Raw genomic sequence first — 24,448 nt, 5'->3', positions numbered from 1 at the left:
TGTTGTCATGACCTGATAAAAAGGCGGCTACCTTGGGTAGCCGCCTTTTTATCAGGTCATGACAACGTCATTCAGGCCTGCTGCTGAGGCTCGAAGGCCAGCTCATCGTCGCGGACATCGATCCGCACCGTATCACCCGGGGCGTAGCGCCCGGCCAGCAACGCTTGCGCCAGCGGGTTTTCGATCCGGTTCTGGATCGCCCGTCGCAGCGGACGCGCGCCGTAGACCGGATCAAAGCCTGCCTCGGCCAGCCGGGCCATCGCAGCCTCGCTGATGGACAGCGACACCTCGCGGTCGGCCAGACGCCTGCGCAGCTGATCGAGCTGGATATTGGCAATCGCTTCGATCTGCGTGCGTCCCAACGCATGGAACACCACAACCTCATCAATACGGTTGATCAGCTCTGGCCGGAAATGGCTGCCGACCTCGTCCATCACGGCGGCACGCATGCGTTCGTAGCCGGCATCATCCTGCTCGCTGGCGTAGTTCTGAATGATGCTGGAGCCAAGATTGGAGGTCATCACGACCACGGTATTGCGAAAATCCACCGTGCGGCCCTGGCCGTCGGTCAGGCGACCGTCTTCCAGCACCTGCAACAGGATGTTGAACACATCCGGATGCGCCTTTTCCACCTCGTCCAGCAGCAGCACCGAGTAGGGCTTGCGTCGCACGGCCTCGGTCAGATAACCGCCCTGCTCGTAGCCGACATAGCCGGGAGGCGCCCCGATCAGACGAGCCACGGAGTGTTTCTCCATGAACTCCGACATGTCGATACGCACCATGGCCTCTTCGGTATCAAACAGAAAACCCGCCAGCGACTTGCACAGCTCGGTCTTGCCCACCCCGGTCGGCCCCAGAAACAGGAAGGAGCCATTGGGACGGTTGGGATCGCTGATACCGGCCCGTGACCGACGCACGGCGTTGGACACGGCGGTAACGGCCTCATCCTGACCGATGACGCGCTCATGCAGCGCCTCTTCCATGCGCAGCAGCTTGTCACGCTCGCCCTCGAGCATTTTCGCTACCGGAATGCCGGTCCAGCGCGAGACCACCTCGGCGATCTCCTCCTCGGTCACGATCGAGCGCAGCAGCTGCAGCGGCGTGCTTTCCGCCTCGCCGGCCTCGCTTATTTTTCGCTCCAGATCCGGGATCAGACCGTACTGGATTTCCGACATGCGCCCCAGATCGCCCTGACGACGCGCGGCCTCCAGATCGGTGCGCGCCTGCTCGAGTTCGGCCTTGTACTGCGCCGCCCCCTGCAGGCTGGCCTTTTCAGCCTTCCAGAGCTCTTCGAGATCGGCGTACTCCCGCGACATGGTCTCGATCTGACCTTCCAGCAGTTCCAGACGCTTGCGGGTCGCCTCGTCCGTCTCCTTTCGAAGCGCTTCGCGCTCGATCTTGAGCTGGATCAGGCGGCGCTCGAGACGATCCATCTCCTCGGGCTTGGAGTCCATCTCCATACGGATTCGCGACGCCGCCTCGTCGATCAGGTCGATGGCCTTGTCGGGTAGCTGCCGATCGGTGATATAGCGGGTCGACAGCCGAGCCGCAGCAATAATGGCCGGGTCGGTAATATCGACACCATGATGCACCTCGTAGCGCTCCTTGAGCCCGCGCAGGATGGCAATGGTGTCCTCCTCGGAGGGCTCATCTACCAGTACCTTCTGGAAACGACGCTCGAGCGCGGCATCCTTTTCGATGTCCTGGCGATACTCATCCAGCGTCGTGGCGCCCACGCAGTGCAGCTCGCCGCGCGCCAGAGCCGGCTTCAACATGTTGCCGGCATCCATCGAGCCTTCGGTCTTGCCGGCCCCCACCATGGTGTGGAGCTCATCAATGAAGAGGATGACTCGCCCCTCTTCCTTCGCCAGCTCATTGAGTACGCCCTTGAGACGCTCCTCAAAGTCGCCGCGATACTTGGCGCCGGCCAGCAGCGCACCAAGATCCAGCGACAACACTCGCTTGTCCTTGAGACTCTCGGGCACCTCGCCATTGACGATGCGCTGCGCCAGCCCCTCGACGATGGCGGTCTTGCCCACGCCGGGCTCGCCGATCAGTACCGGGTTGTTCTTGGTGCGCCGCTGCAGCACCTGAATGGTGCGGCGAATTTCATCGTCACGGCCGATTACCGGGTCAAGCTTGCCGCTTGCCGCGCGCTCGGTCAGGTCGGTGGTGTACTTGTCCAGAGCTTCGCGTTTTTCCTCGGCCTCGGCATCGTTGATGGTGTCGCCACCGCGTAGCTCATCGATGGCACGGCGTACGCCCTGCTCGGAAAGACCTGCGCCACTCATGGCACGACCGGCGGCCGATCTTGCCTGTAGCGCTGCCAGCAGCACCAGTTCGCTCGCAATGAACTGATCACCGCGTTTTTGTGCCTCACGATCGGCCAGATTGAAGAGCTGTCCCAGCTCCTGCCCCATGGTGACGTTACCGTCGAACTGGCTGACCGTGGGCAGGTCATCAATGTTTTTGACCAGCGCATCGCGCACGCGGCCCGGGTCGCCGCCGGCCTTCTGGATCAGCCCCTTGAAACCGGAATCGCGGCTGTCCAGCAGCGACAGCAGCACATGGCCCGGCTGAAGCTGATTATGCCCGCGCCCTGCAGCCAGCGACTGGGCATCGGCCAGGGCGGCCTGTAACTTGCTGGTGAGTTTGTCGATTCGCATCCTGTGTCCTCTCATCCGGCGCCCTGACCGGTCGTGGCCGCATGGCGGCAGACCCGGCTTTTCAAAGCGCGTTGATCACTGTTCTGGGGCAAAGATGGGGGGCGGCAGGAAGGGTTTCAAGCAGTCGAAGGAAAATATTATGTTAAATTCAGGAGCGCGCATAAAAGCGTCGCAGCGCTCTAGCGAAGCCAGATAACGCTGCTCATGCGACCAGTAACGCCGTTGTCACGGCGGTATGAATAAAAACGATCATCAGAGGCCGTACAGAAATGACCGCCCCCGATGTCGGTCACCCCCAGCGCCTCCAGACGCAATCGCGCCAAACGGTAGAGATCACACATGAAGTGACCCAGCCGGTAGGGGCTCGCTTCAAAGGCGGCCGAGGTTTCGGGATGCACATTGACGAAGGCGTCATGCACCTCGCGGCCTACTTCATACTGCATGTTGGAGATGGCCGGGCCCAGCCAGGCCATGACTTCTTCCGGCGCACACCCCAGTGCCGCCACGGTCGCCTCCAGAATCCCGCTTGCCAGACCGCGCCAGCCGGCGTGGGCAGCGGCCACTCGCGTACCCCGCTTGTCACAGAGCAGCACCGGCAGACAGTCGGCAGTCTGGATCACACAGGCGTACTGCTGGTCACGCGCGATGGATGCATCGGCCTGCGGCGGCGGCGCCTGAAAGGACTGCTGCACGCGAGCACCGTGAACCTGATCAAGCCACAACAGCGGACGATGATCGCCGATCCTGGCGCCCAGCAGCTGGCGCAGCCAGGCCACCGTTTCGGGGTCATCGCCGACATGAGAAGCTGCATTGAATGCCGCATACGGCCCCTGGCTGGGACCGGTTTCACGCGTGGTGATAAAGGCGCCCACCGATCCCGGCGCTACCCAGTCCGGCACGATAAGCGTGGGCTGGTCGCTGCTTTCCCGGGTCATGTTTCCGCCTGATCGTCGCGCAGGATGTCGAGCAGCATGAACATGTCATCGGGCAATTCCATGCCGAATTCGACGGTCTCATGGCTGGTCGGATGAACAAAGGCCAGCCGCCGCGCGTGCAGCGCCTGACGGGAAAAGTGACGCAGCGTCTCCTTGAGTGCCTCACCGGCGCCGGCCGGTAGCTTGAGCCGTCCGCCATAGACCGGGTCGCCCACCAGCGGAAAGCGCTGATGGGCCATGTGCACGCGAATCTGGTGGGTACGTCCGGTCTCCAGCCGGCAGCGAATGTGAGTATGCCCGCGAAAACGCTCGACCACCCGATAGTGCGTTACGGCCGGCTTGCCGCCATTGGCCACGACCGCCTGGCGCTTGCGATCCACCGGATGCCGCCCGATGGGCGCATCGACCTTTCCGCCGGCGATCATGGCCCCGGTGACAATGGCGTCGTATTCGCGCTTGACCCGACGTGCCTGCAACTGCTCGACCAGCGAGGTCTGTGCCGCCAGTGTTTTGGCGACCACCATCAATCCGCTGGTGTCCTTGTCCAGACGATGCACGATACCGGCACGCGGCAGCGAGGAAAGCTCTGGCGCATGATGCAACAGCGCATTGAGCAGCGTGCCACTCTGATTGCCCGCCGCCGGATGCACCACCAGCCCCACGGGCTTGTTGATCACCAGCACGTCGTCATCCTCGTGCACGATATCCAGCGTGATCGGCTCGGCCTCCCAGATCCGGTTTTCCACGAGCACGGCGCTGAGCGCAAGCGTTGCCCCGGACATGACGGGCGCCCGTGGTCGCTGCTTCTGACCATCCATGGTCAGGGCGCCCTCCTTGATCCAGCTCTTGAGGCGCTCGCGGGAAAACTCGTCGAAAAGCTCCGCGGCGGCCTGGTCCAGCCGCAGACCGGTCATGGCGTCGGGGACAGTGCGTGTTTGTTCGATGGTCTGTGACATGCAATTCTCTGCAGGAGCATGGGCCGAGCATTTCGCCACGGCTTTACAATGCTTTATAGTGCGGGGGCTTCAAAGCCGGCAACAGGCAGCGCGTTATTCGCGTAATGCGCGGCCGGTCCGTATAGTAGGCCCCACACACTTCATTCAGTAGCTGTTGGGCGGATTCTATCACGCCGCCACGGTTTGTTTGAGACGAGGACGACAATGCGCGCCATTTCCCTGAGCGCCCTGGCGCTGGCGGTTATCATGCTGGCCGGTTGCGCCAGCAGCCAGAGCCAGGAGCAGGATAAAGAGCTTACCGAGCAGCAGCTCTATCAAAACATTCAACAGGCGCTCGACAATGGCCGCTACTCCGCTGCCGTCACTCAGCTTGAAACGCTCGACAATCGCTTCCCGTTCGGTGAATACGCCCAGCAGGCACAGCTCGAGCTGATCTATGGCTACTACCAGGTCGGCAACTGGGAAGCCTCCCGCGCAGCGGCCAGCCGTTTCATACGCCTCCATCCGGACCATCCTCAGGTGGACTACGCCTACTACATGCGTGGCATGGCCGCCTGGGAATCGGGGCGTTTCAGCCTTGAGAGCCTTGACCTGATCGATATCTCCAAGCGTGATCTGGGCGCTACCCGCGACGCCTACGTCGACTTCGGTGAGGTCGTGCGCCGCTTCCCCGACAGCGCCTATGCGCCCGATGCCCGTCAGCGCATCATCTTTTTGCGCAACGTGCTGGCGCGTCATGAACTGCAGATCGGTGACTTCTATCTGCGCAAGCAGGCCTACCTGGCCGCCGTCAATCGCGGCCGCTGGGTACTGGAGCACTATCCGCAGACCCCGGCTACACGCGATGCCCTTGCCGTCATGGTGGAAGGCTACATGGGTCTGGACATGAAGGACGAAGCCCGTCAGGCGCTGGCCGAGCTGATTCACAACGACCCGGATAACGCGCGCCTGAACGGCAGGACCTTCAATCCGCGCTATCTGCACGGCTCGCTTCGCCTTGAAGACAACTGAGGTCATGTTCCGGGCTCAAGGGCGCCCTCTCCCGAGGGGCTTTTGAGCCCGGTTTGATCAGATGCCTGTCCCGACCTGCGGGATATCAGGAGCCCGAATCTGCCCATGGCACGACTGATTATCGTGGCTGCCCTGCTCTGGCTGGGGTGGCTTTTTTACCGACGCCTGAAACGCCAGCGCAGGCCGAATCCGCCCACTCCAGCGTCCGGAGAGGCGATGGTTCGCTGCGCTTGGTGTCATGTCCACCTGTCACGTCAGGAGGCGCTGGAAGACCCCCATGTGAACGACGTTTCGCGCCATCTGCCGGGCGAAAAGCACTGGTTCTGCTGCAGCGATCACCGGGAGCGCTATATCAGCAACGGACCCGGGCCGCGTCGACGCTCATCCTGAGCGCGGTATCTCGTAGGGTGCAGATGCGATCGGCGGCGGCGTCCCCGTAATGTGTGCACACAAGAGATCTGCCGTCGCAGGTGAAAGCACCACACCATTGCCGCCATGGCCGGCATTGACGTAAAGCCCTTCGATATCATCCACCGCACCCACAAGGGGAACACTGTCGGGTGAGCTCGGCCGCAGCCCTGCCCAGTGATGGGTGATGTCAGCCTCTCCAAGCGCCGGCAGCATGGCCAGCGCCTGTGCGTGAATCCGCGCATGCCCCTCCCGGGTGGTCGTCCGGTCAAAGCCCACATCCTCGAAGGTGCTGCCGGCCAGTATGTGATGGTCGCGTCGTGGAATCAGATAAAAACCCTTCATCAGCACCACCAATTTCAGCAGCGCACGCCCGGGCCGAAACAGCAGCATCTGCCCTCGAACCGGTTTAATGGGCAGCGTGACATGACGCGCCATGAGCTGACCCGTCCAGGGACCTCCTGCCACCACCACACGCGGTGCCAACTGTCGACCCTGAGGGCCTGTTACACCTTCAACCCGCCCTTTCGTGGTCAGCAGAGAGGTGACTTCAAAGTGCTCGAGCAGGGTGGCATGCGGATGATTCAGCAGCCATTGGCGCAGCGCCTTCCCCAGACGCGGCGTTCTGATACTGCCGCGACCGGGCAGCCAGAAGGCAGGGTCGAGCGAGGGTGTCACCTCTGCGCCCAGCTTTTGATGCGCCTGTGGCGAGGATAGAGGCACCAGCATGTTCTGGTGGTACACCGACCATGCTCGCGCCCTTTCGGCATCCTCGACCCGGACATGCATGATGCCATGGGCCGTATACTGTGGGTCGATACCCGTGGTTTCTGCCAGCCTGTCGGCAAGCTCACACCACTGAGGTGCTGCCAGCGCATCAAGATGGGCGATGGGCTCGCTGTAGCGCCAGGGATACAGCGGTATCAATATTCCTCCGCCGGCCCACGACGCCTCTCGGGCGCACCGGCCGCGCTCCACGAGGGTGACCCGAAAACCCTGCTGTATCAGCTTGAGGGCGCTCATCATGCCGTTGATGCCGCCGCCTACCACAATGACATCGCTTGAGTTCAAGAAGCCCTCGTTTCCGGAAACGCGACGAGCTGATTACCCTGCCCGCCAAAATATTAAAATTATCTAAATTATTATCCTGACCCGCCGTTACAACCTGCTGGCCCATGGAGAAAGGATAGTATCTTGCGTGCTCAACAGGGTCTCACTCTGCTGGAAGCCATGGTGGTAATAATGATCATGATGTCGACGATGGTTTTTGGAATGTCATTCACTCAGCAGTGGTATGCCGACCGACAGCTGGATGCCCAGGTGCGTGATGTCAAAGGGTTGATGCAGCAGGCGCAGCTGGCCAGCATGGACCATGGCAGGCCATGGACACTGTGCGGCAGTCGCGATGGTCAGCGCTGTGACGGGCAGTGGCAACATCTCCTGGTGATGGACGCCGAAAGACATGTTCGCTATCACCTTGAAAGCCATGAAGCCATTACCCTGCGATGGAAGGGGCTTTCAAAGGCCCTTGTCTTTCAGCCTCGCCTGTCAGGCAGCATGCTCAATGGCACCTTTTATCTCTGCCATACCCGGGAAACGCGGAAGTTGATAGTCAATCGTCTGGGGCGCACCCGTGTCGAAACCGTGGAGACAAAAGGAGAATGCTGAGCGGCAGGGCTAGTCAAGCCAGAGGTCTTCAAGCGGCATCGGCCGATGGATGTAATAGCCCTGAGCGTAATCCACCCCCATCCCGGTCAGCCTGTCCTGACTGGCAGCATCCTCGATGAATTCGGCCACGGTCAGCGCTCCCAATCGATGGGCAATCTGGTTGATGGCATCCACAATCACCTGATCGAGCGCGTTGTCGTTGACGTGGCGAATGAAGCCGCCGTCGATCTTGATGATGTCGACCTCAAAATTGCGCAGATAGCTGAAAGAACTCAGTCCGCTGCCGAAATCGTCCAGCGCTACACGACAACCTGCCCTGCGCAGCGTATCGATCACCTCGCGCGCCATATCGAGATGGTTCATGAGCGCCGTTTCCGTGATTTCAAAGATCAGCGCCTGTGGTGAAAGTGGCGAGGCAGCCATGGTGTCCAGCAGCCAGGGCAGAAAGTCCGTCTCATTGAGCGAGTTGGCAGAGAGGTTGATGCTCAGCGAGCGACCATTGAGCACCTGCGCCAATTGTTCGCCATCGCGGACAAGCGCGCGCTTGATCACCCAGCGGTCCACGGCGGCCATGATGCCGTAACGCTCCGCCACCGGGATGAAGGCTCCCGGGGCGATAATCTCGCCTTCACGCCCCAGCATCCTGACCAGTATTTCCAGATAGTCGCTGCCTTCATCCTGCAGGGGCGCAATGCGCTGGAAAAACAGGGTAAAACGGTCATTGTCGATGGCCTCACGCAAACCACCCGCCATGAAGATATCACGATGATACTGCTCGATATCCTCCTGCCCGGAATGATAGATCGTGGCCCGATTGCGTCCGCCGCGTTTGGAAGTGTAGCAGGCCACATTGACGTGACTGATCAGGGCACCGAAGCCTTCGGCGTCACCATCGACCACGATCAGGCCGGCGCTGACGCTCACCTCATAAATCTGGCCGTTCCATGAAAATCGCAGAGCGCTGATGGTGCTGATCACATCATCAACCCATACCGCTGACGCTTCGATGTCGCGTTCATGGAGCAACACGGCAAACTCATCACTGCCCAGACGCGCCAGCACATCATGGACACCGAGATGCTGCTCGATCAGTCGGGCAATCTCGATCAGCAGGGCGTCCCCCGCCAGCTGACCGGCCGAATCGTTGATGATCTTGAAATGATCCAGATTCAGCACTACCAGCACGGCCGCCGACCCACCCCCCTGGCTGATGATATTTTCGACTTCCTGCTCGAAATAGCGACGATTATACAGCCCGGTCAGCGCATCATGACTGGCCGTAAAGGTAAGGCGACGCTGAAGCTCACGCGCCCGGGACATGTCCTGAAACACCAGGATGGCGCCCATAGCCCTGCCGGCGGCGGCTCGCACCGGCGCCGCCGTGGCCTTGACCTCAAGCGGCCGCTGATCCTTGTTGATCAGGATCGAATCATCGCCGGTCATGCAGACTTCGTTACGTGTCAGACAGGTTTCGATCAGCTCGAGCGAGCGTGGCGTCATATCCGGGCCGTGTAGATGAAAGACATCCTGAAGCGCGCGATGTCTGGCTTCGGAAAAAGGCCAGCCGGTAATCTCTTCCGCCACGGGGTTCATGAACACCACAGTGCCGCTCATATCAGTGGCGATGACCCCGTCACCGATCGAATTCAGCGTGACCTGAAGCCGCTCCTTTTCCTCCTGCAGATCCCCGGCCAGCCGTTCACGCTCGATTTCGGCCTGACGCGCAGCGTGAATATCGATCAGCGTGCCCATTATCTGCAGCGCCTTCCCCTGCTCATCAAGGCGCATGATCCTGCCACGCGATTGATACCAGCGATAGCTGCCATCCTTCTGACGCACACGGTATTCCGCCACGTAACGCGGGCTCTTCCCCGTGATGTGCGCTTCAAGAGCCTGCTCTACGTGCGCCACATCATCGGGATGGGTTTTCTCGCGCCAATGGGCTATGGAGCAGGTCATGCTGCCACCCTCTCCCTGCAGGCAATGCGCCTCAAGCGACGCCCTGATCTGACCTCGTGCCAGATCCATCTCCCAGACACCCTGGCCGCTACCTTCCAGCGCCGCTTTCCAGCGCTGTTCACTTTGTAACAGCTGCGAGCGCTCGCGGCGAAATCCCTGCAGCGCAATGCCAAGCAGCAGGGCCGGCAGCACCGTCAATGCAATGGAAATGTAGTGGAACATGCCGAAACGAGATATCTCGTTTTGCTGGTAAATGGATACCAGCACCACCAGCGAGACCACGCTGACCGCATTCAGCAGAGTGCTTCGAAAAAAATCGAGCAGCAGCGCCCCAAGCAGCAACGGTATGATACTCAGGACAATTTCATCGGGAAAAAACAGCACAATGAAAGCATCAACCATGATGGTCAGCGCCAGCATGGCGTTGAACGCCGTGAGAACGTTGTGAGACAGCAGCATGCGCCAGCGCTGAATGGAGCTTTTAAGCGTCACGGGCAACATGACCAGCATGCCCAGCGCTCCGGAAATATAGCGCCCCCACCATAGATGAAGGGTTTCCGACCCATACCAAGGCGACGTCAGCACCAGTGCCAGCGAACCGATCAGAGGAATCACGAAAACACTGATAACAAGTATGCTCATGAATGACGAGACCGGCGCCATGATCAGAGTATCTGCATGGCGCCAGCGTAACCATAGAGCGCCGATCACGATCTCGGCCATGCTGATAACGGTATATTGAATAACCCCATGAGAGGCATGGCCGATCGAGGTATAAGCGATTGAGGTATGAACGATGTAATGGGCCAGCATGTCAGCCAGCGCAATACCCACAAGCGGCATGATCCAGTCGCGTGGGTGCAGACGTATCAATGCACCGATGGCCATGGGCCCGGCAAGCCATGGCGGCACGACTGCGACATTATCGTGTGAGAGTATCATCGCCCCCGTCGCCAGCAGCAGGTAGGCCAGCATGAAAAGCAGCAGTCGCAGCCAGCGGGCAGTGCGCGGTCTGTCGCTGTTTTCAAAGAGCTGTTCGTAGATTCCCGACATCCGTTCCCTGCACTCAGCCCATTGAGGCATTGTTATATTGTTTTATGACGATTCCCCGACGCATCGATCATTTTCTGACCGTTACTGCTGATACCACCATAGCGGCGCCGTCACCATGCATTCGCGAAAGGCGCCATCGACGGCATCGTACTGACCACAGCGATCGTCTTCACTCTTTTTTGAATCACCATGCCCCCCCTCAAGCACGGCGGCGACCTGACCCGCTCTTTCGGTATCCAGCACGCGAGTGCGTAGCCCTTCGATTAAAAAAGCGGGCGTTTCCTGTAGATAGCTTCCCATATCGGCACTCTTGACCGTGCCCGTGCGCTGTTCGTGACGATGGCCATTGTCGCGCCAGACCGGCAGCGAAAAACCGTAGAGCCTTGAATTGCCGCGCACCGCCATGCACATGTCATCAGGCACCTCCGGGTGATAGCTCGTAAAAAGCGTATTACCGGCGATCGTGGAAGCATCTGACAATATCTTTTCTCCTGCCGACAACATCAGGCGCCAGCCGTGAAAGGCCTGCCTGTCGAGAAAGCCCTGTCGATCCATGGGTGCACCAAGGGTATAGGTCATCCCCTGTAACGGCGCATTGATCAGATCTTCATTATTCAGCATGCGCGGTGTTCTATCACCGGGGGAGTCGTTCAACCATCGGCTGACCTCAAGAATGTAAAAGCCATCATGACTGTTGCCATCAAGCGGGTCGGCACGATCGCCGCTGCCCAGCATCAAAAGATCCACGGGCGTTTGATCCAGATAGGTACGCACCAGATTGGCCCGATTGAAAAAGGCGCGATCAACGCCGTCATGATCATGGCGTCCCAGAGATGCCACCTGGTGCAGCTGCCAGTCGGCGGGCGTTCTTTTGGAGCCTCGGCCGTCATCGCCCAGTCGCAGATCGGCGAACCAGATATTGCCACCGGTATCACCAAAAAAGGCACTATCCACCACCCCGTCAAAATCACGATCCACTGGCGTGATGGTCGCCGGCACGCTGTCACTCGGTCCCTTGAGCGAGGCAATAATCGTACCGCTTCGGGCATCAATGACCGCCATGCCCGCGCCAAATCGTGACGGTCCACGATCAGGCCGCTGCCCGGCCGTGAGATCATACCCCATGCCGACCAGAAAAACGGCGCGTCCGTCACCAAGCGTTGTCGCCACCGGCGTGGACCAGCTCTGTCCCCAGTCGGGATCGAGCGCATACCAGGCCAGCTGCGGCGCATCAGGTTCAATGACATTCAGCCCGTAATACCCTCGTCCGCCACGACCAAAACCGAAGGCCAGCACGGCCTTTTCAAGGCTCACCCGGCGCTGACCGGCAGCGTCCCGTATCGCCCTGTAATCAAGCCAGGCCCCCGGAGAGCCATCCACGCCATAGTGCGTGGACTGTGAACGATACGACAGACCGCCTTCCGACTGTGGCCAGCCATATTCGGGCCGGGTGTTGAGCATGCGATAAACGGCCATGCCTGCCGTCTCGCGCGGCCAGAAGGCCCAGCGCTCGGCACCGTTACTGTCATCGATGGCGTGTAGCAAGCCTTCATTAGTCCCCACGAAAAGGCGAATGCGCTGACGCTCTATCGAGCAGTCAGCGCGTGTCTCGGCGCAGCCATAATTAATGGCCAGCGGCTGGGAGTGCACGATATCGCCCATGACCCAGGGCCGGACATCGGTCTCGCTGTCATTGGTGACATCAAGCCCGTAAATCCAGTCCGCCAGCTGGCGCGGCGTATAACGGCTCTGCTCCAGTACGCCCAGCGCGCGCCCGTCGATGCCGTCGGTATCCAGCGTCGATCGGGTACCGGGCGCAGGAAGTCTTTTAAAAGCGGCGTTTCTGCCCACGTCGGTATAAAGGGTTCTGCCGGTACGTACCTGCTCTTTCATGCGTGCACCCGCACCGCCCTGCTCCACGGCATCCGGCGCGCTGGTTTCAGTGATGCCCTGACTCCAGAGATCACGCTTGATGGGGTTGCTGGGCTGAGTGCTGTCGACGGCAAACTTTTTCAGGTTGCCGGTCCAGGGCACATAGCCACGGGGCAGAAATCCGGGCGAGTAGACCTGTCCCAGATTCTCGGTGCCCTCGATATTGGTGGCCGTACTGAAGCGCTGGGTCTGAATCTCGTTTTCGATGATGCTGCCCAGAATTCGGCTGAAGGCCAGATCCAGCCCGTCGCGGTCGTTGGCTTCGTAGTATCCCTGCGCAATGCCCGGCGGCGGCTGTGCGGCATCTTCGAGAAGGCGCTGGCGAGTATTGAAGCCAATGGTAAAGGTATAGGCATGCTGGATCCCGGTCAGGGCAGGTCGTCCATTCTGGCCATCCCCCAGATCGTGTTCTGCCATGAACCGTGTCAGCTGCGGCAGACAGTTTTCGACCGATTCCAAATCGTCAGTATTGGGTACCGCTGCGTCATAATACCGGCAGGGCCTGCCGGTCAGTTTTTTAATGAATTGATTGGCCTGGGTATCCATGAGTGGCACCCCATCCGTCATATAGATGACGTAGACATGTTCGCAGGGGCGCATCGGCGAACCGTAGGCACCATGATGCTCGATGCTGGTATCACGAGGTGGCGAGGCTTTGGTGTTTTGCCTGCCATACAGCACTTCGGCCCCGGTAAAGTATCGATAGACTTCGCTCATGGTTTCACAAAGCGGTGTCGTTGTATTGGCGACAACCTTGTTATTGATGGTCGTCAATAGAGTGTTTCGGGACTCGCCGCTCTGTCGGGGCTCAGGGGAAAATCCCTGAAGTACTCGCCCACCGTTCTGACCGAGATCAGAATAAGCATCCTTGCGGCCGACCCAGTTGTTGTCATTGAACACCGCAAGCGAAAAATTGATACCAGGATGCTGACGCACAAGATTGCTCAACACGTCACGCGTCACGCCAATGCGAGTCTTTCTGGACCCGGGCAAATCGGTGTTCATGCTGGCCGAGGTATCGATGATCAGCATGACCTGCGGCTGACCACCTCCTCCGCGGGCCTGATAGGCCGGCAGATAGATATCCACGTCGTCGGCACGACCGGCACCTGACGCTGTCAGAGCCATCAGGAAAATCATTATCAGCAGCCACCGGTGCCAGTATCGGTACGGATCAGCCCGCATTACGGTGCGCCTCCCGAGCTCAGTGTGACCACGCCCTGGTAGATGCCCTGCCCTTGATCCCGGGCGGGATCGAAATCCTTGGGTACGGCGCGCAGATTGAAGTAGTGATAGTGTCGTAGCGACTGATGTCCGGAGGCAGCAATGCTGGTGGCGTAGCGCCGCTCGAGCTGCTCGCGCACCTCGCTTGAAAGTCCTGCCTGTACGTCATCCAGGCACAGCCGCTGCACGCTCAGCTGCGTACCGGATTCAGGCGCGGCCACGCTTTCACTGCAGGGCTGCATCAGATAACCGGCCATGAGCGGCTCGAGCCGGGACAGCTGCGTTTCGATCTGGCCGTCCTGCTGTTGAAAGCGCTGAACACTGGTCTCGGCGTAGTGGGCCAATCGGGTATCCAGCAGGCCGCGCTGGACCAGCGACACCGCCAGCAGCGTCATGGCCGACAGCAGTATCAATCCGATGACCAGCGTGAATCCGCCCTGGCGATGATCAGAACTCATGGGCGCTCCTGAGACGAGTGTTGCGAAGCGTCGCCGTGGTCACAAACAGACGGCGCTGATAGTGGTCGGCTTCAAAGGCAATCGAGCGACCGGCCACCAGAAACTCGCGGGCCGGCATCGGCTGCGCCATTTTTTCGCTGCGCATCACAATGTAGATCCGTGCCGCCACGACCTGGTCCCAGTCTGCCGGCTTCCAACCGGCCACAGCGTCGCTGGCATAAAAGCGATTGACGCTGCCATCGCCGGTCTCATCGCGCCCCCATTCCACCTCGAATGCCTCGACATGGCGCACGATTTCGGTACTGGAGTAGTTGCCCGAAGCGCTGCGCTGATTGACGTAGAGTGCTGGTACGCGCTCGCCGCTATAAACGTCATCGACCATGCGCAGGTAATAGATTCCGGCCCGATAGTGCCAGTCACCCTGACAGGGCGGTTCGAGAGTGAGTTGCCGCGGGGGGCTGGCGCCTGCATCCAGCGTCAGGCAGGTGCCGTTACCGTGATCGGCGTAGCGGACTGCCACGACGGCGGAGGGCCGCGCAGTACCGTCATCAAGAGTGGTGGCGCTTTTGGGCACCAGTCCAAGCGCCCTGGCCTGTTCGGCCGTGCCGCCCCAGACAGGCAGCGCGCAGGCAATATCCACGGCTTTGGTCATATTGCTGCACTCAGCGCTGCGCGACGGGGTCATGATCTCGCCCCAGAAGCCGGTACGACGCAGCTCCTCGCTCAACAGCTGCGTGGCCATGCGCCCCCTGACCTGAAGGTCGGCCATGGCATGCTGCTGGTGAAAACTGCGCGCGGTCTGCATATAGAGCGCGATCACGGCGGAGAGCACCATCAGGCCCAGCGCCATGGCAATCATCATCTCCAGCAGGGTGGCACCGCGCTGATCGTGGCCGGAATTGGCAGCATTCAACATCAACCGCGCACCGAGTGATAGCGGCTGCTGGCACTGACGCTCTGGCGAGCGCTGGTAATATCGGCGCTGGCACAGGGTGTCTCGTCTACGCTGCCCCCTGATCCGGTCCCCCGCCAGGCCAGCGTCACGGTCACATCGAATCGCTGCGCCTGAGGTGTGACCGCAATGCAGGCATGCGCCTGCATCAGGCCATCAAGGTGATGGTGTTCCCCCTGCGCCTGCATGATCTGATGTTCCCAATCGGCAAGATCAAAGCGGGCCAGTGCCTGACTGTCGCAGTCTGACTGGCGGCAGTCGCTGCCCCCCTGTTGCTGCTGATCACCGATGGGGGCATGGGCGCCTTCCCCCACGTTGTAGATCGCCATCGCCTCACGGGTGGCATTGGCGCGCAGTCGCTCCAGCATGTCGTTGACCAGAAGCGTGGCGCGACCGCGCTGCAGGGCCTGTTCATTGGCCTGCTGAGCATGGAGCACCAGACTCATGACGCCCATGGCGCCGAGACTCAGCACCACCATGGCGACCAGCACTTCCAGCAGGGTAAAGCCGCGCTGAGTGAAAACAGGCGTGTAAGGCATCATGTCGAATCCGAGCGCTGAACAGCGCCTTTATCGGCATGACAGGAACGTGACTTGAGAGGGTGGGCGCCTGACTCACCGCACAGGAGATGAGTCAGGCAAAAGCGTCAGGGGCGACGGCGGGTGGTCAGCTCACGCTTTAAACGGCTGATGGGCTTGATGACCAGAAAGCCAAAGGAGACAGCCCCCTCCTTTGTCTCCACGGCGTGATGCATACGGTGGGCCTGAATACGCTTTTTCCAGAAGCGCTGCTGACGGTCAAACGGCACCGGAAAACGCCGATGGACCAGCCCGTCATGAAACATGAAATAGACCAGCCCATAGGCCGCGATGCCCAGACCCAGCGCCAGCTGAAAGGCATGGCCGTTGAGCCCGTTATAAATCAGCACCACCGAAGGCAGCGCGAAAACGACCGCAAACAGATCGTTGAGCTCAAAAAGCCCATGACGCTCACTGTGATGTGATCGATGCCAGCACCACAGGAAGCCGTGCATGATATAGCGATGCGTAAACCAGGCCACGAATTCCATGCCGGCAAACGCCAGCAGAAACAGCATCCCCCAGATCAGCACGTCTCCCATACAGGCCTCCCGAGACTTTTGAACGATCTAGACGCTCGCGATGACCTTCTCGCGCAGCTCTTTCGGCATGGAGAAGGTAATGGTCTCCTCACGCCCTGAAAGCTCTTCCGGCTCCTGACCGCCAAGTTCCTTGAGGCGATCGATCACCCCTCTGACCAGCACTTCCGGAGCGCTGGCACCGGCGGTCACACCGACAACCCGGCAGTTTTCAAACCACTCGCCCTGCATCGCCTGTGCGTCATCAATCAGCCAGGCCGGCGTACCCATCCGCTCGGCCAGCTCGGCAAGGCGGTTGGAATTGGAACTGTTGGCACTGCCCACCACCAGCAGGACATCGCACTGCTCGGCCAGCTCGCGCACGGCGTCCTGACGATTTTGCGTGGCGTAGCAGATGTCGTCCTTGCGCGGCCCCTGAATGGCCGGAAAGGTCTCGCGCAGGGCGTCGATGACCTTCGACGTGTCGTCCATCGACAGCGTGGTCTGAGTCACAAAGGAGAGGTTTTCGGGGTCGTTGACCTTCAGGGCACGGGCATCTGCCTCGTCCTCCACGAGATAGATGGCACCGCCGAAGCTCCCGTCATAGCGGCCCATGGTGCCCTCGACTTCCGGATGCCCGGCATGGCCGATCAGGATACACTCACGCCCGCGTTTGGCGTAGCGCAGTACTTCCATATGCACCTTGGTCACCAGCGGACAGGTCGCATCGAAGATGCGCAGGCCACGACGCTCGGCTTCCTGCTGCACGGCGCGTGAGACACCATGCGCCGAGAAGATGACGATATTGTCATCGGGAATGTCGTCAAGTTCTTCGACAAAAATGGCCCCGCGCTCGCGCAGCGTCTCCACCACGTAACGGTTGTGGACCACTTCATGGCGAACGTAAATCGGTGCGCCGAACACATCGAGTGCCCGGTTGACGATATCAATGGCGCGGTCAACGCCTGCACAGAAACCACGTGGATTGGCCAGCCTGATCTGCATGGGCCACCTCGCTGTTGAATAATGGTGTCAGTGTCGCACATCACTGTCGTATGGGCGAACGGCGACGGGGCCGGCCAACCCCATCATGAAATACGCTCAGTGCGTGGTGGTGGGGGTCACCTCAAGCACTTCAACCTCGAAGGTCAGCGTCCGACCGGCCAGAGGATGATTGAAGTCGACCTCGACCTGCTGCTCATCCACCGACCTGATGACGCCGGGCAGCTCACCGCCACCGGTCGGGTCGGCAAAGGACATGACCACACCCTCTTCAAGCGCCTCCTGGTCCTCAAAGTCCGACCGCTTGAGCTTCTGGACGTTCTGCGGATTCCAGGGGCCAAAGGCATGCTCGGGCGTGACCTCGCTGACGCGCGTCTCTCCCGGATGCATGCCCCGGATCGGTTTTTCAAACCCCGGCGGCAGGTTGCCGTCACCGAAGACAAACTCGGCCGGGCGCTTGCCACGGGTGGTGTCCACCTCGGTGCCATCTTCAAGCCGCAGGGTGAAATGGATGGTCATCGTCATGTTGTCGTCGGCAGCGGGCATTCCCGCATTGCCGCCGGATTCGACAGACTTATCCTTCATGATGGCGCTCCGGCTGTGCTGTGTCGCTTTTATCACGCCTGAACGAGGCAATGATGATGCCCACAGCGCCCAGCGTGATGGCCGTATCGGCCAGATTGAAGGCCGGGTAATACCAGCCCTGCCAGTGGAAGGATAGAAAATCCACCACATAGCCGTGCACCAGACGATCAAACAGATTGCCGATGGCACCACCGATGATCAGCGAGATCGACACCTGATTGAGCCGGTCATGACGATCAAGACGGGCCAGCCAGATACTGAGTGCGACAACAGCCCCTACGGCAATCAGGGCAAACAGCCAGCGCTGCCAGCCCGCGTGCTCGGACAGGAAACTGAAGGCAGCCCCGGTATTATGCAAAAGCGTCAGATTGAAAAACGGCAGCACTTCAACCGGCCGGGCATAGGCCAGCGCCATGCTGGCCCACGCCTTGGCGCCCAGATCCAGCACGATGACCGCCAGCGATAGCCACCACCAGCGCAGCGTATAGCGCGCGTGCGCATATTGCGCCTTAGGCATGGCGGCGCACCTCACCGGGGCCACCCGGCAGGTTGGCGATGGAGCGTGCCGACAGCGTCGGGTGTTCCGGATGGGTGCCCACGTCGGCGCGGCGCTCCCAGCTACGCTCGTCCTTTTCGAACTCGCTCAGGTGAATGGCCACCTTCAGACCGTCAAGCTCGGTCGTTCGAGCATCATTACCTTCACTCAGCGGTGCCAGCGTGGCCTCGGAGGTGATCAGCACAAAACGCAGTTCCTCTTCGAAGCGTGACAGCAGATCGTGAAGCTCATCGTTCACATAAAGGGTCACTTCGCTGTCCAGCGCGCCCTTGATCACACCCTCGTTACGGGCATCCTCAAGCTGCTTGTTGACCGCCTGCTTGACCTCGATGACCCGCTCCCAGAACGCTCGACCCATGTCGGCATCTTCCGGCAGCGGTGCGAGCCCTTCATACCAGGTTTCCAGCAGGACGCTGTCGCCGCGGCTGCCCGGGATGTGCTCGTAAATCTCTTCGGCTGTGAAGGAGAGAATCGGTGCAACCCAGCGCGACAGCGCCTCGATCACGTGATAAAGCGCGCTCTGACAGCTGCGACGCGCCAGCGAGTCGGGCTGGGTGGTGTACTGACGATCCTTGATGATGTCCAGATAGAAGCCGCCCAGATCGCGGGCACAGAAATCATGCACCTGCTGATAGACGTCGCGGAAGCGATACTCCTCATAGGCCTTGTCGATGCGCGCCTGCAGCAGCAGGGCCCGATCGACGACCCAGCGATCCAGCGCGATCATGTCATCAAAAGCTACCATGTCGCGCTTCGGATCAAAGCCGTTCAGATTGCCCAGCAGAAAGCGCGAGGTATTGCGAATGCGGCGATACACATCGGCTGTACGCTTGAGAATCTCGTCGGAAACGGCCATTTCGCCGGAGTAGTCGGTCGAGGCGACCCACAGGCGCAGAATATCGGCCCCCAGCTTGTCCATCACTTCCTGCGGAGCGACCACGTTACCCAGCGACTTCGACTGCTTGCGCCCCTGAGCGTCGACCGTGAAGCCGTGGGTCAGAAGCTGACGATACGGCGCGTGTCCGTCGATGGCCGAGCCGGTCAGAAGCGATGAATGGAACCAGCCGCGATGCTGATCCGAGCCTTCCAGATAGAGATCGGCCAGCGGGCCGCTCTCATGACCCTGAGGATGTGAGCCCCTGAGCACGTGACGATGGGTGGTACCGGAATCGAACCAGACGTCCAGCGTATCCATCACCTTGTCATAATCGCCGGCTTCCGCCCCCAGCAGCGTCTCCGGATCGAGGCCAAACCAGGCATCGATGCCCTTTTGCTCTACCAGTCCAGCCACGTCTTCCATGAGCTCAACGGTGCGCGGATGCAGCTCACCGGTCTGCCTGTGCAGGAAAAACGGAATCGGCACGCCCCAGTTACGCTGGCGTGAAATGCACCAGTCAGGGCGATTGGCGATCATGCTGTGAAGGCGCGCGCGCCCCCACGACGGCGTGAACTGCGTAGCCTCGATGCCTTCAAGCGCCCGCTCGCGAAGCGTCCTGCCATCCTTGCCCTGAATGTCCATGCCCACAAACCACTGCGCGGTGGCGCGATAGATGACGGGAGACTTGTGGCGCCAGCAGTGCATGTAGCTGTGGGTGATGGGCTTGTGCGCCATCAGCGCACCCACTTCCCCGAGCTTTTCGATGATATTCGGGTTGGCCTTCCAGATCATTTGACCGCCAAAGTACGGCAGGTCGTCGACATAGACCCCGTTGCCCTGAACCGGATTGAGCATCTCGTCAAAGCTCATGCCATGGGCGCGGCAGGTGTTGAAGTCGTCCACCCCGTAGGACGGGGCCGAATGCACGATACCAGTGCTGCCCACTTCGGACTCGACGTAGTCGGCCAGATAGACCGGCGACAGACGGTCATAAAAGGGATGGCGGAAGTTGATCAGATCCAGCGCACTGCCGGTCGTGGTGGCGATGACCTCACCGCTCAGGCCAAAGCGCTCCAGAGAGCTTTCGACCAGCTCTTCGGCCAGTACCAGCAGACGCTCACCGGTATCGACCAGCGCATAGGTGAAATCCGGGTGCACGTTGAGCGCCTGGTTGGCAGGAATGGTCCAGGGCGTCGTGGTCCAGATCACCGCCGCTGCAGGTTTTGGCAGCGTCTCCAGCCCAAAGGCTTCTGCCAGCCTGTCAGCGTCTTCCACCGGAAAAGCCACATCGATGGCATCGGACTGCTTGTCCTGATACTCCACCTCGGCTTCGGCCAGCGCCGAGCCGCAGTCGAAGCACCAGTTGACCGGCTTGAGCCCCTTGAAGACGAACCCGGCTTCGACCATCTCGGCCAGCGCACGAATCTCGCCGGCTTCATTGACGTAGTCCATGGTGCGATAGGGATGGTCCCAGTCACCGATCACGCCGAGCCGCACGAAATCAGCCAGCTGCGTCTCGATCTGTGCGCCGGCATATTCACGACACAGGGCTCGCGCCCTTTCAGGCTCGAGATGCTTGCCATGAGTGGTTTCCACCCGGTGCTCGATGGGCAGCCCGTGACAGTCCCAGCCCGGCACATAGGGCGCATCGAAACCGGCCAGATTCTTCGACTTGACGATGATGTCCTTGAGAATCTTGTTGAGCGCATGACCGATGTGAATGCTGCCGTTGGCATAGGGAGGGCCATCGTGCAGCACGAACAGAGGAGCACCGGCTCGCGCCTCACGCAGGCGCTGGTACAGATTCATGTCCTGCCACTGCGAGACCCGACCCGGCTCCTGTCTGGGCAGCATGCCGCGCATGGGAAAGTCGGTATGGGGCAGATTCAACGTGTGCTTGTAGTCGCTCATAACCTGATGGTCAGCCGTCACTGTTCATGTTTGCTGCGCTCCTCCGCCAGTGGCGCCGAGGCCATGGGATAGCGGCAGGAAGGCAAGGATGCATCCACCCCTTCTGCGCCGGACGAATCGCCCGAAGCGTCAGAAGCGTGCTGCTGGAAATAGCTGCGCGCCTGGTCAATATCCAGATGGATGCGCCGCTTGAGTTCATCGATGGACGCAAAGGTCTCTTCGCCCCGCAGTCTGGCGCAGGGCATGACGACCAGACGCTGCCCGTAAAGCGATTCATCGATATCGAAAAGATGGACTTCCAGAACCGGGCGATCTGCCCCGACCGTGGGTCGCCAGCCGATATTGAGCACGCCGGGCACCTCGCGACCATCCTCGAGCCGGGTGATGGCGGCCAGCACACCGCGCAGCACCAGCGGACCGGGCACCAGCGGCAGGTTGGCCGTGGGCACGCCGATGGTTCGGCCCAGCTGGCGGTCCTTGACCACGCGCCCTTCCAGACTGAAGGGGCGCCCCAGCAAAACGTCGGCCTGCGCGAAGTTGCCCGATGCCAGCAGGGTACGCACCCGACTGCTGGATACGCGCTCACCGCCGATCTGAAAGGTACGGGTATGTTCGACCGAAAAACCGTTCGTCTCACCCATCGCTCTGAGCAGATCAAAATCACCGGCGCGGTCGCAGCCGAAACGAAAGTCGTCGCCCACAACCAGATGGCGAACACCCAGCCCCTGAATCAGAACGCGATCAACGAACTCACGCGCCGAAAGCTCACGCAGGCGGCGATTGAACGGCAGGCAAAGCACCCGATCAGCGCCGTGCTGGCCCAGCAGGCGAACCTTGTCGCTCAATCGGGTCAGCCGGGGTGGCGCCTGATCACAGGCGAAGTATTCACGCGGCTGCGGCTCGAACACCACCACGACCGCCGGCAGGTCATGCGCCCGGGCATGGGTCTTCAGCTGATCCAGAATGGCCTGATGACCACGGTGGACCCCATCGAAATTGCCGATGGTGACAACACTGCCCCGATGCCGGGGGCGTAGATTATGTAACCCTCTGATCAGTTCCATGCCGACTGCTGCCCGCCGCAATAAACCTGCGATTATAGCGCTGTACGCGCCGGACGGACAGGCATCAGCCGCGCAGTTTGAAATGACGAACGCGCACGCCCGCCACCCCCAACCAGGCAAAATAGACCGCCAGAGCCGCCACGATCAGTCCCATCAGCACCGCAAGGCGCTGCTCGATCCCCCAGGACAGCCACTGCTGCCAGCCGGGCGTGAGCCACCACAGCCCGCCGGCCAGCAGCGCGCAGCCCACCAGAAGCTGCAGGGCAAAACGCCCCCAGCCGGGCTGGAACTGCAGCACCTGACGATGGAGCAGACCACGCCCCAGAAGCAGTGCGTTGAGCCAGGCCGACATGGCGGTCGCCAAGGCCAGTCCGGCATGGGCCAGCGGCCACATCAGAATCAGGTTGAAGGCCATGTTGGCCACCATCGCAATGATGCCGATCTTCACCGGCGTTTTCGTGTCCTGACGGGCATAGTAACCGGGCGCCAGCACCTTGATCAGCATGAAGGCCACCAGCCCCACCGCATAGGCGCGCAGGCTGCGCGCAGACATTGCAATGTCGTGATCGGTCATCGCGCCATAGTGAAAGAGCGTGATCAGCAGCGGCTCGGCCAGCACGATCAGCGCCAGCGCCGCCGGTAGCCCGATCAGCAATACGGCGCGAAGGCCCCAGTCGATCATGCGGGCAAAGTGCCCGGGATCGTCGCTGGCGTGCTGACGCGACAGGGCCGGCAGAATCACGGTACCGATCGCGATACCAAACACGCCAAGCGGCAGTTCGACCAGACGGTCGGAGTAATAAAGCCAGGAGACACTACCGCCGACCAGCACGGAAGCCAGCACGGTATCGAGCAGCAGATTGATCTGCGATACCGACACCCCGAACATCGCAGGCCCCATCAGCCGCAGGATGCGGCGCACGCCGGTATGGCGGAAGTTGGGTTTCAAGCGGGGCAACAGCCCCAGTCGCATCAGAAACGGAATCTGGAACAGAAGCTGGGCGATGCCGGCAATCAGTACGCCCCATGCCAGCGCCATGACCGGCACATCCAGCAGCGGTGCCAGCCACAGCGCCGCCCCGATCATCGACAGGTTCAAAAGTACCGGCGTGAAGGCCGGCACCGCAAAGCGGCCATAGCTGTTGAGTACGCTGCCGGAAAAGGCCGTCAGTGAAATCAGCAGCAGATAGGGAAAGGTCAGGCGCAGCATCTCCGCAGTCAGCGCCAGCTTGCCGTGGCCGTCATCATGAAAGCCGGGCGCAAAGACCCAGACAAGCCAGGGCGAACAGAGCACGGCCAATACCGTAATGCCCAGCAGCACCACGGCCAGCGTGCCGGCGGTGGCATCCAGAAGCTCTCGCACCTCCTTGCGCTCACGCTGAGAGGCATATTCCGACAGCACCGGCACGAAAGCCTGGTTGAAGGCACCCTCTGCAAAAAGACGGCGCAAAAAGTTGGGAATCCTGAAGGCAATGAAGAAGGCATCGGCACCGCTGCCGGCCCCGAAAAACGTGGCCACAACCACATCACGCGCCAGCCCCAGCACCCGTGACAGCATCGTCATGACACCCACTACCATGCCCGAGCGCAGCAGTCCGGCGCCCTTTCCACTGCTTGCTTCAGCACTCACGATACTCTGTCTCCCACTCCCAAAGCGCCCCTTGATGCGCCGCATCAGGCATCGCTGCATAGTCTGAATACGCAAAAAACCGGCCGAAGCCGGTTTTCTGCAGATGCTGCTGTCTATAACAGGGCGTTTCGCCTGTTATCAGGCAGCCAGCGCCTTGATACGCGCGTTCAGACGGCTCTTGACGCGAGCAGCGCGATTCTTGTCGTAGGCGCTCTTGTCGGCGATGCGATCGATCACACGCTGAGCCACGCGGAACTCGGCCATGGCGGCGCTGTGATCGCCGGCGCTGATTGCCTTGATGACACGCTTGATGTGCGTGCGCACCATGGAACGCTGGCTGGCATTTTTCTGGCGGCGGCGCTCGGCCTGGACGGCGCGCTTGCGAGCCTGACGGGTATTGGCCATCGTCTACTCCCTGGAGTGGTGACGTTGATGAATTTTGATAAAAGCGCCTCTTGGGTGGGCACCTTCACAAGAGAGGCGGCATTCTAGCAGCGACCCTCCA

20 protein-coding genes are annotated in these 24,448 nt (G+C 60.7%); 3 read left to right on the top strand and 17 right to left on the bottom strand.

From position 1 onward, the window contains the following. Positions 1-71 precede the first annotated feature (71 nt). The 3 genes from clpB to rluD form a co-directional block, all read right to left on the bottom strand. Entirely contained in the window at positions 72-2,666 is a 2,595-nt protein-coding gene (gene clpB / locus BM079_RS13470) for an ATP-dependent chaperone ClpB (protein WP_090134967.1), read from the bottom strand. A 179-nt stretch (positions 2,667-2,845) separates the two neighbouring features. Continuing rightward, positions 2,846-3,601, bottom strand: a complete 756-nt coding sequence (gene pgeF / locus BM079_RS13465; protein ID WP_090134965.1) for a peptidoglycan editing factor PgeF — start codon at positions 3,599-3,601, stop codon at positions 2,846-2,848. Then, positions 3,598-4,557 carry a 23S rRNA pseudouridine(1911/1915/1917) synthase RluD gene (rluD, locus tag BM079_RS13460; RefSeq protein ID WP_090134963.1) on the bottom strand — a complete coding sequence of 320 codons (960 nt, stop codon included), beginning with the start codon at positions 4,555-4,557 and terminating at the stop codon, positions 3,598-3,600. Before rluD ends, pgeF begins: the two co-directional genes overlap by 4 nt. A gap of 204 nt (positions 4,558-4,761) precedes the next feature. Here rluD and BM079_RS13455 point away from each other — a divergent pair, with 204 nt between their 5' ends. Both BM079_RS13455 and BM079_RS13450 read left to right on the top strand, forming a co-directional pair. Continuing rightward, a complete protein-coding gene (locus BM079_RS13455; RefSeq protein ID WP_090134961.1) occupies positions 4,762-5,568 on the top strand; it encodes an outer membrane protein assembly factor BamD in 807 nt (268 codons plus the stop codon). Positions 5,569-5,673: 105 nt separating this feature from the next. After that, positions 5,674-5,958, top strand: a complete 285-nt coding sequence (locus BM079_RS13450; protein WP_090134959.1) for a PP0621 family protein — start codon at positions 5,674-5,676, stop codon at positions 5,956-5,958. On the opposite strand, the gene BM079_RS13445 is transcribed toward BM079_RS13450, so the two are convergent. Then, positions 5,950-7,047 (bottom strand): NAD(P)/FAD-dependent oxidoreductase, encoded by a 1,098-nt coding sequence (locus BM079_RS13445; RefSeq protein WP_090134957.1) that lies wholly within the window; start codon positions 7,045-7,047, stop codon positions 5,950-5,952. The two genes, BM079_RS13450 and BM079_RS13445, sit on opposite strands and share 9 nt — an antisense overlap. Positions 7,048-7,170: 123 nt before the next feature. Between BM079_RS13445 and BM079_RS13440 the strand changes: the two genes are divergently transcribed. Next, complete coding sequence (locus tag BM079_RS13440; protein ID WP_090134954.1) at positions 7,171-7,644, top strand: GspH/FimT family pseudopilin; 474 nt, start codon at positions 7,171-7,173, stop codon at positions 7,642-7,644. Between the two features lie 9 nt (positions 7,645-7,653). Here BM079_RS13440 and BM079_RS13435 read toward each other — a convergent pair whose 3' ends face one another. The 13 genes from BM079_RS13435 to rpsT form a co-directional block, all read right to left on the bottom strand. Further along, on the bottom strand, positions 7,654-10,656 hold the full coding sequence (locus tag BM079_RS13435) for an EAL domain-containing protein (RefSeq protein ID WP_175489706.1): 3,003 nt from the start codon (positions 10,654-10,656) through the stop codon (positions 7,654-7,656). An 81-nt stretch (positions 10,657-10,737) separates the two neighbouring features. Further along, the gene (locus BM079_RS13430) at positions 10,738-13,716 is read right to left on the bottom strand and encodes a PilC/PilY family type IV pilus protein (RefSeq protein ID WP_175489705.1); all 2,979 of its coding nucleotides are present in this window, start codon (positions 13,714-13,716) and stop codon (positions 10,738-10,740) included. Positions 13,717-13,772: 56 nt separating this feature from the next. Further along, a complete protein-coding gene (locus BM079_RS13425; RefSeq protein ID WP_090134948.1) occupies positions 13,773-14,270 on the bottom strand; it encodes a pilus assembly PilX family protein in 498 nt (165 codons plus the stop codon). Continuing rightward, entirely contained in the window at positions 14,260-15,186 is a 927-nt protein-coding gene (locus BM079_RS13420; protein ID WP_090135062.1) for a PilW family protein, read from the bottom strand. The genes BM079_RS13425 and BM079_RS13420 overlap by 11 nt, the downstream gene beginning before the upstream one ends. Continuing rightward, a complete protein-coding gene (pilV, locus tag BM079_RS13415) occupies positions 15,186-15,764 on the bottom strand; it encodes a type IV pilus modification protein PilV (RefSeq protein WP_090134946.1) in 579 nt (192 codons plus the stop codon). Before pilV ends, BM079_RS13420 begins: the two co-directional genes overlap by 1 nt. 104 nt (positions 15,765-15,868) lie before the next feature. Beyond that, positions 15,869-16,342 carry a sterol desaturase family protein gene (locus tag BM079_RS13410; RefSeq protein ID WP_090134943.1) on the bottom strand — a complete coding sequence of 158 codons (474 nt, stop codon included), beginning with the start codon at positions 16,340-16,342 and terminating at the stop codon, positions 15,869-15,871. Positions 16,343-16,369: 27 nt separating this feature from the next. Further along, the gene (ispH, locus tag BM079_RS13405) at positions 16,370-17,323 is read right to left on the bottom strand and encodes a 4-hydroxy-3-methylbut-2-enyl diphosphate reductase (protein ID WP_090134941.1); all 954 of its coding nucleotides are present in this window, start codon (positions 17,321-17,323) and stop codon (positions 16,370-16,372) included. 96 nt (positions 17,324-17,419) lie between these two features. Further along, on the bottom strand, positions 17,420-17,905 hold the full coding sequence (locus BM079_RS13400) for an FKBP-type peptidyl-prolyl cis-trans isomerase (RefSeq protein ID WP_245743046.1): 486 nt from the start codon (positions 17,903-17,905) through the stop codon (positions 17,420-17,422). Further along, complete coding sequence (gene lspA / locus BM079_RS13395; protein ID WP_090134938.1) at positions 17,895-18,422, bottom strand: signal peptidase II; 528 nt, start codon at positions 18,420-18,422, stop codon at positions 17,895-17,897. Before lspA ends, BM079_RS13400 begins: the two co-directional genes overlap by 11 nt. Then, positions 18,415-21,249, bottom strand: a complete 2,835-nt coding sequence (ileS, locus tag BM079_RS13390) for an isoleucine--tRNA ligase (RefSeq protein ID WP_090134936.1) — start codon at positions 21,247-21,249, stop codon at positions 18,415-18,417. The genes lspA and ileS overlap by 8 nt, the downstream gene beginning before the upstream one ends. Positions 21,250-21,266: 17 nt before the next feature. Beyond that, a complete protein-coding gene (ribF, locus tag BM079_RS13385; RefSeq protein WP_090134934.1) occupies positions 21,267-22,313 on the bottom strand; it encodes a bifunctional riboflavin kinase/FAD synthetase in 1,047 nt (348 codons plus the stop codon). A gap of 64 nt (positions 22,314-22,377) precedes the next feature. Next, positions 22,378-23,988 (bottom strand): murein biosynthesis integral membrane protein MurJ, encoded by a 1,611-nt coding sequence (murJ, locus tag BM079_RS13380; protein ID WP_090135057.1) that lies wholly within the window; start codon positions 23,986-23,988, stop codon positions 22,378-22,380. Positions 23,989-24,081: 93 nt separating this feature from the next. Then, positions 24,082-24,348: a 30S ribosomal protein S20 gene (rpsT, locus tag BM079_RS13375; protein WP_090134932.1), complete on the bottom strand. Its 267-nt coding sequence runs from the start codon at positions 24,346-24,348 to the stop codon at positions 24,082-24,084. Positions 24,349-24,448 lie beyond the last annotated feature (100 nt).

Origin of the sequence: Kushneria avicenniae (genome assembly GCF_900112585.1) — a bacterium.
GTDB classification, from domain to species: Bacteria; Pseudomonadota; Gammaproteobacteria; order Pseudomonadales; family Halomonadaceae; genus Kushneria; species Kushneria avicenniae.
The sequence above is the reverse complement of the archived record's forward strand: the minus strand, read 5'-3'. Positions and strand labels throughout refer to the sequence as shown.